Source organism: Hydrogenophaga sp. NFH-34, from assembly GCF_021401345.1.
Taxonomy (GTDB): domain Bacteria; phylum Pseudomonadota; class Gammaproteobacteria; order Burkholderiales; family Burkholderiaceae_C; genus Hydrogenophaga; species Hydrogenophaga electricum.
The window spans coordinates 171,470-185,547 of the sequence record NZ_JACBGE010000008.1; the positions used below are offsets into that span (position 1 = coordinate 171,470).

Here is a 14,078-nt window from a genome sequence, read left to right on the forward strand (position 1 = left end):
GGGGGCCGTGCGGCGCTTCAGCTCAGCGCCGGGAACAGCTTGACCAGGCCGTCGGCCATCACTTCCACCGCCAGGGCCGCCAGGATCAGCCCCATCAGCCGTGTCATGACGTTGATGCCCGTCTGACCCAGCGCGCGCGAGATCGGGCGCGCCAGCGCAAAACACAGCGCGGTGGCCAGGGCGACCACCACGCCATAACCCACCAGCGCCGCGTGCTGCAGCAGCGTCTTGGCCTGGTCGGCGTGGATCACCACCGTGGACATGGTGGCCGGTCCGGTCAGCAGCGGAATGGTCAGCGGCACCACGGCGATGGAGTCGCGCGCCGCCGCGTCCTCCACCTCGCGCTGGGTGGTCTTGGCCTCGGCCGGCTGCGCGTTCAGCATGGACAGCGCGGAAGTCAGCAGCAGCATGCCGCCCCCGACCTGGAAGCTGGCCAGGGAAATGCCGAAGAAAGCCAGCACCTGCAGACCGACGAGCGCGCAGGTGGCGATCACCGCAAACGCGCTGAACGAGGAAATCAGGATCGTGCGCCGCCGCTGCGCGGCACTGAAACCCTGCGTGTAGTGAATGAAAAAAGGCACGATCGCCAGCGGGTTGACGATGGCCAGCAGGGTGATCAGTGGCTTGAAGTCCATGCCGCTATTGTGCGGTCGCAGGGCCCCCGCGTGCGCGGGAACAGCGGAAGTTCATGCGCGCGGCGCAACGTCGGCTGGCGGGGCCACGGTCCGCCGGCGGAACATGCCGTAGCCGTCCATGTGCAGCACCTTGTCGCCATGCTGGTTGAACATCTCCCAGAGCGTGCGCACCAGGCCGACGTCGGGGCGCTTGCTCATGGGCCGCTTTTCGGTGATGGTCGATTGCAGGCGCAGCACATCGCCGGGGTAGACCGGCTTGGTCCACTTCAGGCTCTCCAGGCCGGGCGAGCCCAGGCTGGACGACTCGTGCAGGAAGTTCGTCACCATCAGCCGCATGGCCATGGCGCAGGTGTGCCAGCCGCTGGCGCTGAGTGCCCCGAATACCGAAGCCTTGCCGCCCTCTTCGCTCAGGTGGAAGGGCTGGGGGTCGAACTGGCTGGCGAAGGCGATGATCTCTTCGCGCGTGGGTGAGAGGCTGCCCAGGTCGCGGGTCTGGCCCACTTCGAGGTCTTCCCACCAGAGCTTGATGTGGGGGCTTTGTTCGGGCGTGGTAGCGGTCATCAGCGTCCTCCGGAAACGTCGAGCAGACTCATGGTGGTGTAGCTGGCGGCCGGTGACAGCAGCCAGAGAATGGCTTCGGCGACCTCTTCGGCGGTGCCGCCGCGCTGCATGGGCACCTGGTGCTTGAGGTCGTTCACACGGTGGGGCAGGCCGCCCGAGGCGTGGATGTCGGTTTCGATCAGACCGGGGCGCACCGCATTGACGCGGATGCCTTCGGCCGCCACTTCGCGCGCCAGGCCGAGGGTGAAGGTGTCGATGGCACCTTTGGCCGCGGCGTAGTCCACGTACTGGCCGGCCGAGCCCAGGCGCGAGGCCGCGCTGGAGAGGTTGACGATGGCCCCGCCCTCGCCGCCGTGGCGCGTGCTCATGCGGCGCACCGCTTCGCGGGCGCACAGCATGCTGCCGATCACGTTGATGTCGAACATGCGACGCCAGCGCGCCACGCTCATCTCGTCGACCCGTGCGCTCACGTCGACCACGCCGGCGTTGTTGACCAGACCGGTCAGGCGCCCGAGCTTGGCGTCCACCTTGTCGAACATGCGCAGCACCTGCGCCTCATCGGCCACGTCGGCCTGCACCGTGATGGCGTTGCCGCCCTCGGCGCGGATGGCACGCACCACCTCGTCGGCGGCCAGCGAGTTGGCGGTGTAGTTGACCGCCACCGCCCAGCCCCGTTGTGCGGCCAGGCGGGCGGTGGCCGCACCGATACCCCGGCTGCCGCCGGTGACCAGCAGCACATGACCCTGCATCTTGTCCATGAAGGCACTCCTGCAAATAATCGGTGGCTGGCCAACGGGCCCACCGTCGTTGCTGCCGACCTTAACCGAAGCCGCTCGGGCGTGTACGTCGCCGACCGGACGAGGCCGGCCCCCCGTTTTTTTGTTTGAACCAGGAGACCTCATGGGTGCTTTCATCGATCTGACCGCCGCCGACGGCTTTACCTTCCCGGCCTACACCGCTGCCCCTTCTGGCACGCCCAAAGGCGGTCTGGTCGTGCTGCAGGAAATCTTCGGGGTCAACAGCCACATCCGGTCGGTGGCCGACGGTTACGCTGCCGAGGGCTATTTCGTCGTCGCGCCGTCCACCTTCCACCGCGTCCAGGCCGGCGTCGAACTCGGTTACGCCGAGGCCGACATGAAGGCCGGCTTCGAGCTCAAGACGGCGGTCGAAGCCTTGCCCGCGCCGGGCGTGCTGGCCGATGTCCAGGCCGCCATCGCCCACGCGGCTTCGGCCGGCAAGGTGGGCGTGCTGGGTTACTGCTGGGGCGGCCTGCTCACCTGGCGTTCGGCCTGCCTGCTGCCGGGGCTGTCGGCGGCGGTGCCGTTCTATGGCGGGGGCATGACCACCGAAGCCGAGGCGGCCCGCGTGCCGCAGGTGCCCGTGATGGCGCACTTCGGTGACCAGGACCACTGGATCCCGCTCGACACCGTGCAGGCGTTCCAGCGCGCGCAGCCGGGCGTGGAAGTACACGTCTACGCGGCCAACCACGGCTTCAACTGCGACCAGCGGGGCTCCTACGACGCCCCGGCGGCGAAGCTGGCGCGCGAGCGCACGCTGGCGTTCCTGGCCCGTCACCTGGGCTGAGGCCAGGCGGGTCTAGCGGCTGGCGTTGCGCACCAGATAGCGCTTGCGCCAGAACAGGCCGGTGAGCACCGTGGCGATCAGGCCCATGGTGCCCATCGCCCACCAGAAGCCGTCCCTGGCGTGCAGCCACGGGATGAATTCGAAGTTCATGCCGAAGATGCCTGCGATCAGGTTCAGCGGCAGGAAGATGGCGGTCAGCACCGTCAGCACCCGCATGATGTCGTTGGTGCGGTTGCTCTGGGCCGAAAAGTGCATCTGCACCGCCGTCTCGGCGTTCTGCTCCAGGCGGCGCACGTGGTGCACCACCCGCTCGATGTGCTCCAGCACGTCGCGGCTGCGCACCTTGAGCAATTCCAGCCCGCGCTGGCCGCCGAAGTGGTCGCTCTGGCCTTCGATCACGTCCCAGTTGGCCAGGGCCTCGATCCAGTCCTGGATGGCCGCCCGTTGGTCTTCGCAGATTTCGTCCAGCTGGTGCAGGGAGATGCGTGCGTCCAGCAGCGATCCCCAGTTGGTGAAACGGGCGCTGGGGCTGAGCAGCTCGCTTTGCCAGTGGTCGAGCTGGCGCGTGAGTTCGCGGCGCAGGTCCAGATAGCCGTCTACCATCTGGTTGACGATGCGCAGCATCAGGTCGGCCGGCCCGACGGGCATCTGCACGCCGGCGGCGCGCGAGGCGGCGCTGGCGGCGGCCAGCAGGCGGGCGGCGTAATGCTCCAGCACCGTGCAGCCGGCCGGGTGCACCGTCAGCAGCACGCGGTCGAAGACCGCGAAGCCCACGGGGCTGGTGTCGATGCGCCGCAGCACGGGCGGGCCGCTGCGCCGGGTCGGCTGGGTCAGCGGCTGGCCCGGGTGTGCGAGGTCGGTTTCACTGTGGCCGGCGGCCAGGCGGCGGAACACCAGGATGTCGTACTGCGAGGTGTAGTCGAAGTGCGAAGGCAACTGGTTGTTGAGCAGGTCGGAGACGTGCAGATCCACCAGGGTCACGCCGCCCAAGGCCTGCAGCGTGGCTTGCACGTGCGCCTGCTCCAGCTCGAATTCACGTCGGCCGCAGGCAATCCACACATAGCAGCGCTCCGGCAGCCGTTCGGGCAGGGCGCCGGTTTCCGTGACGGATCCCGGCTGGATGCTGAAGACCCGCATGGTGGGGAGGCTTCAGCCGCGCAGCAGCCGGGCGGCGTCGCGGGCGAAGTAGGTCAGGATCCCGTCCGCGCCGGCCCGCTTGAAAGCGAGCAGGCTTTCCATCACCACCGCGTCGTGGTCCAGCCAGCCGTTCTGGGCCGCGGCCTTGAGCATGGCGTATTCGCCGCTGACCTGGTAGACGAAGGTCGGCATGTGGAACTCGTCTTTCACACGGCGCACGATGTCCAGGTACGGCATGCCCGGTTTGACCATGACGGTGTCCGCGCCTTCGGCGATGTCCAGCGCGACCTCGCGCAGCGCTTCGTCGCTGTTGCCGGGGTCCATCTGATAGACCTTTTTGTCGGCCTTGCCCAGATTGGCGGCCGAGCCGACCGCGTCGCGGAACGGGCCGTAGAACGCGCTGGCGTACTTGGCGCTGTAGGCCATGATGCGCGTGTGCACCAGGCCGGCGGCTTCCAGTGCCTGTCGGATCGCGCCGATGCGGCCGTCCATCATGTCGCTCGGAGCCACCATGTCCACACCTGCTCCAGCCTGAGTGAGCGCCTGCTTCACCAGGATGGCCACGGTGGCCTCGTTGATGATGTAGTGGTTCTCGTCCAGCACGCCGTCCTGGCCGTGGCTGGTGTACGGGTCCAGGGCCACGTCGGTCATGATGCCCAGCCCGGGAACGTGCTGCTTGAGGGCGCGCACGACCCGCGGGATCAGGCCCTCCGGGTTGGCTGCTTCAGCGCCATCGGGTGTTTTGAGCGATGGATCGATCACCGGGAACAGCGCCATATAGGGAATGCCCAGCGCCACACACTCCTCGGCCACGGGCAGCAGCAGGTCCAGGCTCAGGCGTTCCACGCCAGGCATGGAGGCGACGGCTTCGCGACGCTGATGACCGTCCAGTACGAAGACGGGGTAGATGAAATCCGCAGGGCTGAGGCGGTGTTCGCGGACCAGGTCGCGGGTGAAGGCGTCACGGCGCAGCCGGCGCGGGCGGGAAAGGGGGTAGGGGGCGGGGATCTGCATGGCCCGATTGTGGCAAATGGGCCGCAGTCGCGCCCGTTTTGGGCTGTGATCGGGTAATCTTCGCCTTAAAACTATCGTTGTCAGACGGTGTACCGGGTGTTTCCATTTGTTGATAACCAGAGTGAGTTGTGTTGAACTCGGGTTCTCAGAATGCCGGCCATGTCTGGGTGAGCGCGCACCGGAGGAGTTCTCGGTGCGCGTCTTCGCGTGCCGACGGCCGGGCCGGCCACTGACCATTTTTCTTTTCCTCCAGGGTTGCCCTCATCATGTCCACGTCCAACAAGAACAGCACCGGCAGTTCCGCCGCCGCCGGCAACGCCAAGGAATCCTGGTCCCTGGATGAGCACTGGCCGCAGTTGCTGGCCAGCCTGGCCAACCAGCTGACCGAGAGTGTCAGTGCCCTGCAGCACCAAGCCGATCTGCTGCTGGCGAAGGAGCGCATTTCCAAACTGGAACACCGCGTTCTGTCGGTGCCGGCCGAGCGCGTGAAGCAGGCGGGCATCACCGCCCAGCAGATCGTCCGTTTCTACAGTGGTCGCATTCGCCAGTCGCACGAGAAGGTGGACATGGCGCAACTGGTCGAAGGGGTGTTGCAGGAGCGCAAGCAGGAGCTGTCGATTCTGGGTATCGCCCTGCGGCGCAAGCTCAAGCCGCTGGAGGTTCTGATCGATCCGACGGTGGCGCACACCTTTGTGAACGCCGTGCTCGACTGGGGGCTGCCTTTCGGCAGCCGGGTCGACGTGCGGCTGGATCTCAACCAGTGGCCCCAACACACGCGCCTGCTGATGCGCGTGTCCAACGACGGCGTGCCGCCGTCCAGTGCCGCGTCGCCCGACAACTCCAGCTGGATGCTGATCCAGCAGATTGCCGCGGCCGCTGGGGGTATCGAAGTCGAACGCGAGATGAACGAAGAGGGCGTGACCTTTACCGCCCTGTTTGCCCGCACGGTCCAGGCCGTGGACGGTATCTCGGCCGTGGATCTGTCCGACGAACAGTCGTCGATGTTCAAGTCGCTGGCGGGCACCTACGTGCTGACCATTTCGCCCAGCCTCCAGATTCGCGCAGACGTGCGCGATGCGTTGCGGGAAATCGGCATTTCTTCGGACAGCGTGGTCGATTTCCGGCAGGCGCGCGACGCGGTCAAGGCCCGCATGCCGAACCTGATCGTGGTCGATTCCGAATTGAAGGACGAGGAGTTCGATGCGTTCCAGCGCGATGTGCTGCGCGAGGTGTTTGAGTTGCCCTTCGTGGAAATCTCCCCCGACGACAGCTCGTTCGACATGTCCGGCTTCGGCGAGTTTTCCATGGCCAAGGTGGGGCGCGGCAACATTCGCGAGGCCCTGGGTACGGCGGTGATGTTCGAACTCGCGAAGATGATGTGAGCTAACGCACAGTCGCAACGTCTCTTTTTCCACACGCCCTGTCAAAGTTGACAGGGGGTTGTCTTGGCGGCAGAAAAAAATGTTGTAACATCTGCCTTGAGCAAACCGAAAGGCGCGCTCCCCGCTTTTCCTCCCTGAGCGGGTGCCTTAGTGTGTGACAGCAAAAAGGCTTACCGACCCGGCCCCTGGCCGGGTTCTTTTTTGGCGCGTCCAAAGAGGTGTCCGCATCGGCAGTCGGCACGGCTAAACTGGCCCCATGCTCTGGGTCAAGTCCTTCCATATCGTGTTTGTGGCCAGCTGGTTTGCCGGCCTGTTCTACCTGCCGCGCATTTTTGTGAACCTGGCCATGGTGCCCCCCGAAAGCGGGGCGGAGCGTGAGCGGCTGCTGCTCATGGCGGGCAAACTGTTTCGCTTCATGACCCCTTTGGCCGTGCTGGCCTTGGCATTGGGTCTCTGGCTTTGGCTGGGGTATGGAATCGGGCGTGGGCCAGGCAATGGCTGGATGCACGTCAAGCTGCTGGTGGTGCTGCTGCTGCTCGGCTATCACCATGCCTGCTGGCGCCTGCTCGCGAGCTTCCGCAAAGGCGCGAACCGGCGTGGGCACGTCTGGTTTCGCTGGTTCAACGAAGTGCCTGTGGCCTTGTTGGTGGTGGCCGTGATTTTTGTGGTGGTCAAACCGTTCTGACGGGAAGCGCCATGCGGCCGCGTTCATTCGCCTGGTGGCTGGCGCTGGCATTCATTGGGCTTATTCTTTACGCCAGCCTGTACCCTTTTGTGGGCTGGCGTCTGCCTGCTGAGCCTTGGTGGGGCTTTCTGACAGCGCCGCTGTCCCGCTACTGGACGGCATTCGATGTGGTGTCGAATCTGCTGGGGTATGTGCCACTGGGGTTTTTGCTGATGCTCGCAGGACGGCATGCGGCCCGTGTCTGGGTGGTGGGGCTGGCGGCTTGGGCCTTGGGTGTCTTGCTGTCGCTGACGGTCGAGAGTGTTCAGGTGTTCCTGCCGATGCGGGTGCCTTCGAACCTCGATCTGTTGCTGAACAGTGCCGGCACCTTGTGGGGCGTGGGTTTGGCATGGTGGCTGGACCGTCTGGGCTGGCTCCGGCGTTGGACACGGTTGAGAGGGCGTCTGTTCACTGGGCAGGCCAGCGGGTCGCTTGTGCTGCTGGCGCTGTGGCCAGCAGCCTTGTTGTATCCCTCATCGGTGCCGTTCGGGCTGGGGCAGGTGGCCGAGCGTTTGCTGGACGCCGTGCTGATGGGTTCGGAGGCTGTGGGTATGGTGCCGGCAAACGTGTATGCGGAATGGGTACCGTGGAATGAGTGGACCCAAAGGGTCTGTGTGGCGCTGGGGGTGCTGGCGCCCGCCCTGCTGATGTACGCCGAATTGCGGACCTGGGGCCAGCGGTTGCTGTGCCTGCTGGTGGTGATGCTGGCGGGGGGATTGGCGATCACCCTGTCGGCCGCCCTGACCTACGGTCCAGTCCATGCCGGCTCGTGGATCTCGCCAGCGGTGCTGCAGGGGCTGGGCTGGGCTGTGGTGGGGGGCGTGGCGTGTCTGACGCTGCCGCGGCGTGCGGCGCTGGCGGCGCTGGTGATCGGACTGTTGACGTCCTTGGTGCTCCTGAACCGTTCTCGCGGGTTGCCCTACCTGGCCGAGTCTGTGGGTATCTGGGAGCAGGGGCGCTTCATCCGGTTCTACGGGCTCTCGCAATGGCTGGGCTGGCTCTGGCCGTATGGGGTGCTGGGCTTTGGCTTGCAGGCGTTGCTGAGGGGTGGGCGGGGGCGTGCTGAAGGGGGCGGGGACTAGAATTCCTCCCCATGGCTGAAACCAAGTCTTACTACGAACGGCACATCTTCTTCTGCCTCAACGAGCGCGCCAATGGCGAAGACTGTTGTGCCCGGCATCGGGCGCAGGCAGCATTTGATCGATGCAAATCGCAGGCCAAGAGCCTGGGGTTGCTCGGCCCGGGGCGGTTGCGTGTCAACAAGGCGGGGTGTCTGGACCGTTGTGCGGGCGGGCCCATTGCCGTGGTCTACCCGGAGGCGGTCTGGTACAGCTATGTCGATGAATCCGATATCGACGAAATTGTGCAGTCGCATTTGCGTGACGGTGTGGTGGTCGAGCGGCTGCTGACCCCGCCGGACGTTGGCCGTTGATGGTCGGCCCATGAATGCGCAGACCGAACTGTTGACGCAGCCGGGACCTTCTGGATTGTTGGAGGTTGCGGTGGACCGTCCCGCCGCAGTGCCGCTGGGTGTGGCGGTCATTGCCCACCCCCACCCGCTGCATGGCGGGGCAATGTCCAACAAGGTGGTTCAGACCCTGGCCCGAGCCTTTGTGCAAGCAGGCTGGACGGCGGTTCGCTTCAATTTTCGGGGGGTCGGGGATAGCGCCGGAGCGTACGACGAGGGGCGGGGTGAGCTGGACGATCTGCTGTCGGTGGTGCAGGCCCAGGCGCCGACCGGCCCCCTGGCCTTGGCCGGCTTTTCGTTTGGCGCTTTTGTAGCCAGTCATGCGGTAGCCAGACTGCATGCCGAGCGCGATCTGCGCGAGGTTGTGCTGGTCGGGGCCGCTGCCAGCCGGTTCGACGTGGCGGCAGTGGCGCCGGAACTTCATGAACGCACATTGGTCATTCACGGCGAGCAGGACGATACCGTGCCCCTGTCTGCGGTGATGGACTGGGCGCGGCCTCAAGTTCTGCCGGTGCTGGTGGTGCCTGGGGGTGGGCATTTTTTCCATGGGCAATTGCCCTTGCTCAAGGACCTCGTGCTCCGGCATTTGCGCGCCTGATCTTTGGGCTCAGGCGCTGTTTCCGTTTCTTTTTTTCTTGGGTCCGATGTTGTTGCGCCGCCTGATTGCTTTTGTTTCTCTGTCTCTGTGTGCTGCCCTGGTGTGGGCGCAGACGCCCCAGCCACCAGAAATTGCGGCGCGTGCCTATCTGTTGCTGGATGTGACGTCGGGTCAGGTGCTGGCCGCCAAGGACCCGGATGCCGCTGTGGAGCCTGCGTCGCTGACCAAGCTGATGACGGCCTACCTGGTTTTTGATGCGTTGCGGACCAAGAAACTCAGTTTGGCCCAGACCTTGCCGGTCAGTGAGCGTGCATGGAAGATGCCCGGATCGCGCATGTTCATCGACCCGAAGATGCAGGTGCCGGTGGAGGATCTGCTCAAGGGCATGATCGTGCAGTCGGGCAACGATGCCACGGTCGCGCTGGCCGAGGGGGTGGGTGGCACGGTCGAACGGTTCGTGGAAATGATGAATGCCCAGGCCAAGGCATTGGGCATGAATGCGACGAGCTATCAGAACCCGGAAGGTTTGACGGCGCCGGGGCACACCACCACCGCCCGGGATCTGTCGGTGCTCGCGACGCGTCTGATGCGCGATTTTCCCGAGTACGTGGGCTATTACGCCATCCAGCGCTACCGTTATCCGGGCACGCCGGCGGCCAACGACACCAATCGCAACCTGCTGCTGTTCCGCGATCCTTCGGTGGATGGTCTGAAGACGGGTCACACGGCGGCAGCCGGCTACTGCTTGGTGGCCACGGCACGGCGCGAAGTGCCGGGGCTGGGAGCGGGCGTGCAGGGTCAGCGGCGCCTGCTCAGCGTGCTGCTCGGCGCTGCCAGCGAAAACGCCCGTGCGGCAGAAAGCCAGAAACTGCTCAACTGGGGTTACAGCGCCTACGAGGCCGTGCGCCTGGCGCCTGCCGACGGGGCGGTGGTCACGCCCAAGGTGTGGAAGGGCAAGGCTGCGCAGGCCCGTCTGGGGCGCGCCGAAGGTGTTGTGGTGTCGGTGCCGGCCGGAGAGGGGGCTGGCCTGAAGACCGAGGTGCTGCGTCCCGATCCGCTGGTTGCCCCCTTGCAGCGTGGCCAGTTGCTGGGTACCTTGCGAGTCAGTCTGGCCAACGGCACGCCCGTGGCCGAAGTGCCCTTGACCGTGCTGGACACGGTGGAGGAAAGCGGCATCTTTGGTCGTGCATGGGACGCACTGCGTCTCTGGATTCAGTGAACGCACAGCCCATTTACCGAGTTTCCGGGATGGGCTTGGGGGCTTTTCCGGGGTCGGTCTTGCGCGAGCGGGACGCCAGGCGGCCTGGGGGGCTCCCCGTCCAGGGCTTCTGCCCGGCAAAAACGCCTCGCTTGCCTGCTCTCAGGCTGCGTGATACATTAGAGGGCTTTTCGGAAATTTCCGAAGGGTTTTCTTTTCTCGTTTCAAACGTTTAGGGACGTTTATCAATGCCAACCATCAACCAGCTCGTGCGCCACGGCCGGGAGGTCGAAAAGACCAAATCCAAAAGCCCGGCCATGGAAAACTGCCCGCAGCGTCGTGGCGTGTGCACCCGCGTGTACACCACGACGCCCAAGAAGCCTAACTCCGCTCTGCGTAAGGTCGCCAAGGTGCGCCTGACCAACGGTTTTGAGGTGATTTCCTATATCGGTGGTGAAGGCCACAACCTCCAGGAGCACAGCGTGGTGCTGGTTCGTGGCGGTCGTGTCAAGGATCTGCCTGGTGTGCGTTACCACATCGTCCGTGGCTCGCTGGACCTGCAAGGCGTGAAAGACCGCAAGCAGTCGCGCTCCAAGTACGGTGCGAAGAAGCCCAAGGCCAAGTAATCCTAGTATTCGGTGTTTGGCCGGTCGGCAAGCCGTGTCAAGCGTAGTGACCCCAAGCGCCATGTTGGTGTCGGGTCGAGTAAGTGAGGGCCTTGCTGGGTTCTCGCGGTGTCTGAGAAGGCGCCAGCTGAAGCAAATTTGAGGTGTAGAAATGCCACGTCGTCGCGAAGTCCCTAAACGTGAAATCCTGCCGGATCCCAAGTTCGGCAATGTCGAGCTCTCCAAGTTCATGAACGTGATCATGGAAGGCGGCAAGAAGGCTGTTGCCGAGCGCATCATTTATGGTGCCCTGGAGCAGATCGAGAAGAAGACCGGCAAAGACCCGGTGGAAATCTTCTCGACAGCCATCAACAACGTCAAGCCCATGGTGGAAGTCAAGTCCCGCCGCGTGGGTGGCGCCAACTATCAGGTGCCCGTTGAAGTGCGTCCCGTCCGTCGTCTGGCGCTGTCGATGCGCTGGATCAAGGAAGCGGCCCGCAAGCGCAGCGAAAAATCCATGGCCCAGCGCCTGGCCAACGAGTTGGTTGAGGCCACCGAAGGCCGTGGCGGCGCCATGAAGAAGCGTGACGAAGTGCACCGCATGGCCGAAGCCAACAAGGCGTTCAGCCACTTCCGCTTCTAAGTCCGGCACCACAAGTCAACCCGACCGGCGAGCCCGCAGCACCCGAAAAGGGTGGCGGGCTCTGCCAATTTCAGGAGTATTTTCATGGCACGCACCACGCCCCTCGAGCGTTATCGCAACATCGGTATTTCGGCGCACATCGACGCCGGCAAGACCACCACGACCGAACGGATCCTTTTCTATACCGGCGTGAACCACAAGATTGGTGAAGTGCACGATGGCGCTGCCACCATGGACTGGATGGAGCAAGAGCAGGAGCGCGGCATCACGATCACGTCGGCGGCCACGACCTGCTTCTGGAAGGGTATGGACCTGTCCTATCCCGAGCACCGCTTCAACATCATCGACACCCCCGGCCACGTGGACTTCACCATCGAGGTGGAGCGTTCCATGCGCGTGCTCGACGGTGCCTGCATGGTGTACTGTGCCGTGGGTGGCGTGCAGCCCCAGTCGGAAACGGTCTGGCGCCAGGCCAACAAGTACAAGGTGCCGCGCCTGGCCTTCGTGAACAAGATGGACCGCACCGGTGCCAACTTCTTCAAGGTCTATGACCAGATGCGCCTGCGCCTGAAGGCCAATCCGGTGCCCGTGGTGATCCCCATTGGCGCCGAAGACAACTTCAAGGGCGTGGTCGATCTGATCAAGATGAAGGCCATCATCTGGGACGAGGCTTCCCAGGGCATGAAGTTTGAGTACCAGGACATCCCGGCCGAGCTGACTGCGCAGGCGCAGGAATGGCGCGAAAAGATGGTCGAATCCGCGGCTGAAGCCAGCGAAGACCTGATGAACAAGTACCTGGAAGAGGGTGACCTCTCCGAGGAAGAGATCAAGACGGGTATCCGCGCCCGCACGCTGGCCGTGGAAATCCAGCCCATGCTGTGCGGTACGGCGTTCAAGAACAAGGGTGTGCAGCGCATGCTCGACGCCGTGATCGACTTCCTGCCGTCGCCGGTGGACATTCCGCCGGTGGCCGGCACCGATGATGACGAGAAGGAAGTCAGTCGCAAGGCCGATGACGACGAGAAGCTGTCGGCGCTGGCGTTCAAGCTGATGACCGACCCGTTCGTCGGTCAACTGACCTTTGTGCGCGTGTATTCCGGTGTGCTGAAGAAGGGCGACACCGTTTACAACCCGATCAAGGGCAAGAAAGAGCGTATTGGCCGTATCGTGCAGATGCACGCCAACAACCGCCAGGAAGTGGAAGAAATCCGCGCTGGTGACATCGCTGCTTGTGTGGGTCTGAAGGAAGTGACCACGGGTGAAACCCTGTGCGATCCGTCGGCCATCATCACCCTGGAAAAGATGGTGTTCCCCGAGCCCGTGATCGCGCAGGCCGTGGAGCCCAAGTCCAAGGCCGACCAGGAAAAGATGGGCATTGCGCTGGGTCGTCTGGCTGCCGAAGATCCGTCTTTCCGCGTGAAGACCGACGAAGAATCGGGTCAGACCATCATCGCAGGCATGGGCGAGCTGCACCTGGAAATCATCGTCGACCGCATGAAGCGTGAATTCGGCGTGGAAGCCAACGTGGGCAAGCCGCAGGTGGCCTACCGCGAAACCATTCGTGGCACCGTGGACGAAGCCGAGGGCAAGTTCGTGCGCCAGTCGGGTGGTAAGGGCCAATACGGTCACGTGGTGTTCAAGATCGAGCCGCAGGAACCCGGCAAGGGCTTCGAGTTCGTCGATGCCATCAAGGGTGGTGTGGTGCCTCGCGAGTACATTCCTGCCGTGGAAAAGGGCGTGATCGAAGCCCTGAACACTGGCGTGCTGGCTGGTTATCCGGTGGTGGACGTCAAGGTGACGCTGCACTTCGGTTCGTACCACGATGTGGACTCGTCCGAACAGGCGTTCAAGATGGCTGCCATCTTCGGCTTCAAGGAAGGCTGCAAGAAGGCCCAGCCGGTCATTCTCGAGCCGATGATGGCGGTGGAGGTGGAAACGCCTGAGGACTATGCCGGCAACGTGATGGGCGATCTGTCCAGCCGTCGCGGCATGGTGCAGGGCATGGAAGACATGGTGGGTGGCGGCAAGGCCATCAAGGCCGAAGTGCCCCTGTCGGAAATGTTCGGCTACTCGACGACGCTGCGTTCGGCAACCCAGGGCCGTGCCACCTACACGATGGAATTCAAGCACTACAGCGAAGCGCCGCGCAACGTGCAAGAAGCCATCATTTCGGCCCGCGCCAAGTAAGCGCTCTCCCGCATTGCACCGCTGCCGCGGTGAGACTCCCTCTCAAGGAGCCCACCTGCGGTCCGGCAAAACCGGGTCCGCAGTGGTTGCTGGGGGTGAGGTGCTTGGCAGGAATTTTTTGTCTTCGGCGCCTTTTCAGGTTGACCTGCTGCCCGTGGCAGGTCTGTGCCGGAGACGTTAAACCTACACGGGCGTTGTTCTTTACTTATTGAGGTATTTGCAATGGCAAAGGAAAAGTTCGAGCGGACCAAGCCGCACGTGAACGTGGGCACGATTGGTCACGTGGACCATGGCAAGACGACGCTGACGGCGGCGATCACCACGGTGCTGTCGCGCAAGTTC

General features: G+C 64.2%; 16 protein-coding genes. 11 read left to right on the plus strand and 5 right to left on the minus strand.

Annotated elements, in window-relative coordinates; all coding sequences use genetic code 11:
• Window positions 1-17: 17 nt before the first annotated feature.
• The 3 genes from L0977_RS09880 to L0977_RS09890 are packed head-to-tail and all read right to left on the minus strand — an operon-like array spanning window position 18 to window position 1,954.
• Window positions 18-635 (minus strand): MarC family protein, encoded by a 618-nt coding sequence (locus L0977_RS09880; RefSeq protein WP_234264695.1) that lies wholly within the window; start codon window positions 633-635, stop codon window positions 18-20.
• A 51-nt stretch (window positions 636-686) separates the two neighbouring features.
• A complete protein-coding gene (locus tag L0977_RS09885) occupies window positions 687-1,196 on the minus strand; it encodes a MaoC family dehydratase (protein ID WP_234264696.1) in 510 nt (169 codons plus the stop codon).
• Complete coding sequence (locus L0977_RS09890; RefSeq protein ID WP_234264697.1) at window positions 1,196-1,954, minus strand: SDR family oxidoreductase; 759 nt, start codon at window positions 1,952-1,954, stop codon at window positions 1,196-1,198. Before L0977_RS09890 ends, L0977_RS09885 begins: the two co-directional genes overlap by 1 nt.
• 142 nt (window positions 1,955-2,096) lie before the next feature.
• Here L0977_RS09890 and L0977_RS09895 point away from each other — a divergent pair, with 142 nt between their 5' ends.
• Entirely contained in the window at window positions 2,097-2,780 is a 684-nt protein-coding gene (locus L0977_RS09895; protein ID WP_234264698.1) for a dienelactone hydrolase family protein, read from the plus strand.
• A 12-nt stretch (window positions 2,781-2,792) separates the two neighbouring features.
• Here L0977_RS09895 and L0977_RS09900 read toward each other — a convergent pair whose 3' ends face one another.
• Both L0977_RS09900 and hemB read right to left on the minus strand, forming a co-directional pair.
• A complete protein-coding gene (locus L0977_RS09900; RefSeq protein ID WP_234264699.1) occupies window positions 2,793-3,917 on the minus strand; it encodes a magnesium transporter CorA family protein in 1,125 nt (374 codons plus the stop codon).
• Window positions 3,918-3,929: 12 nt separating this feature from the next.
• Window positions 3,930-4,931, minus strand: coding sequence for a porphobilinogen synthase (gene hemB / locus L0977_RS09905; protein ID WP_234264700.1), 1,002 nt, complete (start codon window positions 4,929-4,931; stop codon window positions 3,930-3,932).
• A 266-nt stretch (window positions 4,932-5,197) separates the two neighbouring features.
• Here hemB and L0977_RS09910 point away from each other — a divergent pair, with 266 nt between their 5' ends.
• The 10 genes from L0977_RS09910 to L0977_RS09955 all read left to right on the plus strand — a co-directional run.
• Entirely contained in the window at window positions 5,198-6,313 is a 1,116-nt protein-coding gene (locus L0977_RS09910; protein ID WP_234264701.1) for a hypothetical protein, read from the plus strand.
• Window positions 6,314-6,569: 256 nt separating this feature from the next.
• Window positions 6,570-6,998 carry a CopD family protein gene (locus L0977_RS09915; protein WP_234264702.1) on the plus strand — a complete coding sequence of 143 codons (429 nt, stop codon included), beginning with the start codon at window positions 6,570-6,572 and terminating at the stop codon, window positions 6,996-6,998.
• Between the two features lie 11 nt (window positions 6,999-7,009).
• Complete coding sequence (locus L0977_RS09920; RefSeq protein ID WP_234264703.1) at window positions 7,010-8,119, plus strand: VanZ family protein; 1,110 nt, start codon at window positions 7,010-7,012, stop codon at window positions 8,117-8,119.
• Between the two features lie 11 nt (window positions 8,120-8,130).
• On the plus strand, window positions 8,131-8,469 hold the full coding sequence (locus L0977_RS09925; protein WP_234264704.1) for a (2Fe-2S) ferredoxin domain-containing protein: 339 nt from the start codon (window positions 8,131-8,133) through the stop codon (window positions 8,467-8,469).
• Between the two features lie 10 nt (window positions 8,470-8,479).
• Entirely contained in the window at window positions 8,480-9,103 is a 624-nt protein-coding gene (locus tag L0977_RS09930; protein WP_234264705.1) for an alpha/beta hydrolase, read from the plus strand.
• Window positions 9,104-9,149: 46 nt separating this feature from the next.
• On the plus strand, window positions 9,150-10,322 hold the full coding sequence (locus L0977_RS09935; RefSeq protein WP_234264706.1) for a D-alanyl-D-alanine carboxypeptidase family protein: 1,173 nt from the start codon (window positions 9,150-9,152) through the stop codon (window positions 10,320-10,322).
• A gap of 227 nt (window positions 10,323-10,549) precedes the next feature.
• Complete coding sequence (rpsL, locus tag L0977_RS09940; protein ID WP_234264707.1) at window positions 10,550-10,927, plus strand: 30S ribosomal protein S12; 378 nt, start codon at window positions 10,550-10,552, stop codon at window positions 10,925-10,927.
• Between the two features lie 151 nt (window positions 10,928-11,078).
• A complete protein-coding gene (gene rpsG / locus L0977_RS09945; RefSeq protein ID WP_066160156.1) occupies window positions 11,079-11,549 on the plus strand; it encodes a 30S ribosomal protein S7 in 471 nt (156 codons plus the stop codon).
• An 84-nt stretch (window positions 11,550-11,633) separates the two neighbouring features.
• On the plus strand, window positions 11,634-13,736 hold the full coding sequence (fusA, locus tag L0977_RS09950) for an elongation factor G (RefSeq protein ID WP_234264708.1): 2,103 nt from the start codon (window positions 11,634-11,636) through the stop codon (window positions 13,734-13,736).
• Window positions 13,737-13,958: 222 nt separating this feature from the next.
• Window positions 13,959-14,078: GTP-binding protein (locus L0977_RS09955; protein ID WP_234264713.1), on the plus strand; the 120-nt coding region annotated here is incomplete at its 3' end.

Excerpts from the sequence above, each read along its gene's own strand:
- L0977_RS09900 (WP_234264699.1), bottom strand. The coding sequence starts at position 3,917 with ATGCGGGTCTTCAGCATCCAGCCGGGATCCGTCACGGAAACCGGCGCC.
- L0977_RS09915 (WP_234264702.1), top strand. The coding sequence starts at position 6,570 with ATGCTCTGGGTCAAGTCCTTCCATATCGTGTTTGTGGCCAGCTGGTTT.
- L0977_RS09925 (WP_234264704.1), top strand. The coding sequence starts at position 8,131 with ATGGCTGAAACCAAGTCTTACTACGAACGGCACATCTTCTTCTGCCTC.
- rpsL (WP_234264707.1), top strand. The coding sequence starts at position 10,550 with ATGCCAACCATCAACCAGCTCGTGCGCCACGGCCGGGAGGTCGAAAAG.
- L0977_RS09895 (WP_234264698.1), top strand. The coding sequence starts at position 2,097 with ATGGGTGCTTTCATCGATCTGACCGCCGCCGACGGCTTTACCTTCCCG.
- rpsG (WP_066160156.1), top strand. The coding sequence starts at position 11,079 with ATGCCACGTCGTCGCGAAGTCCCTAAACGTGAAATCCTGCCGGATCCC.
- L0977_RS09920 (WP_234264703.1), top strand. The coding sequence starts at position 7,010 with ATGCGGCCGCGTTCATTCGCCTGGTGGCTGGCGCTGGCATTCATTGGG.
- L0977_RS09890 (WP_234264697.1), bottom strand. The coding sequence starts at position 1,954 with ATGGACAAGATGCAGGGTCATGTGCTGCTGGTCACCGGCGGCAGCCGG.
- L0977_RS09880 (WP_234264695.1), bottom strand. The coding sequence starts at position 635 with ATGGACTTCAAGCCACTGATCACCCTGCTGGCCATCGTCAACCCGCTG.
- hemB (WP_234264700.1), bottom strand. The coding sequence starts at position 4,931 with ATGCAGATCCCCGCCCCCTACCCCCTTTCCCGCCCGCGCCGGCTGCGC.
- L0977_RS09885 (WP_234264696.1), bottom strand. The coding sequence starts at position 1,196 with ATGACCGCTACCACGCCCGAACAAAGCCCCCACATCAAGCTCTGGTGG.
- L0977_RS09910 (WP_234264701.1), top strand. The coding sequence starts at position 5,198 with ATGTCCACGTCCAACAAGAACAGCACCGGCAGTTCCGCCGCCGCCGGC.
- L0977_RS09930 (WP_234264705.1), top strand. The coding sequence starts at position 8,480 with ATGAATGCGCAGACCGAACTGTTGACGCAGCCGGGACCTTCTGGATTG.
- fusA (WP_234264708.1), top strand. The coding sequence starts at position 11,634 with ATGGCACGCACCACGCCCCTCGAGCGTTATCGCAACATCGGTATTTCG.
- L0977_RS09935 (WP_234264706.1), top strand. The coding sequence starts at position 9,150 with ATGTTGTTGCGCCGCCTGATTGCTTTTGTTTCTCTGTCTCTGTGTGCT.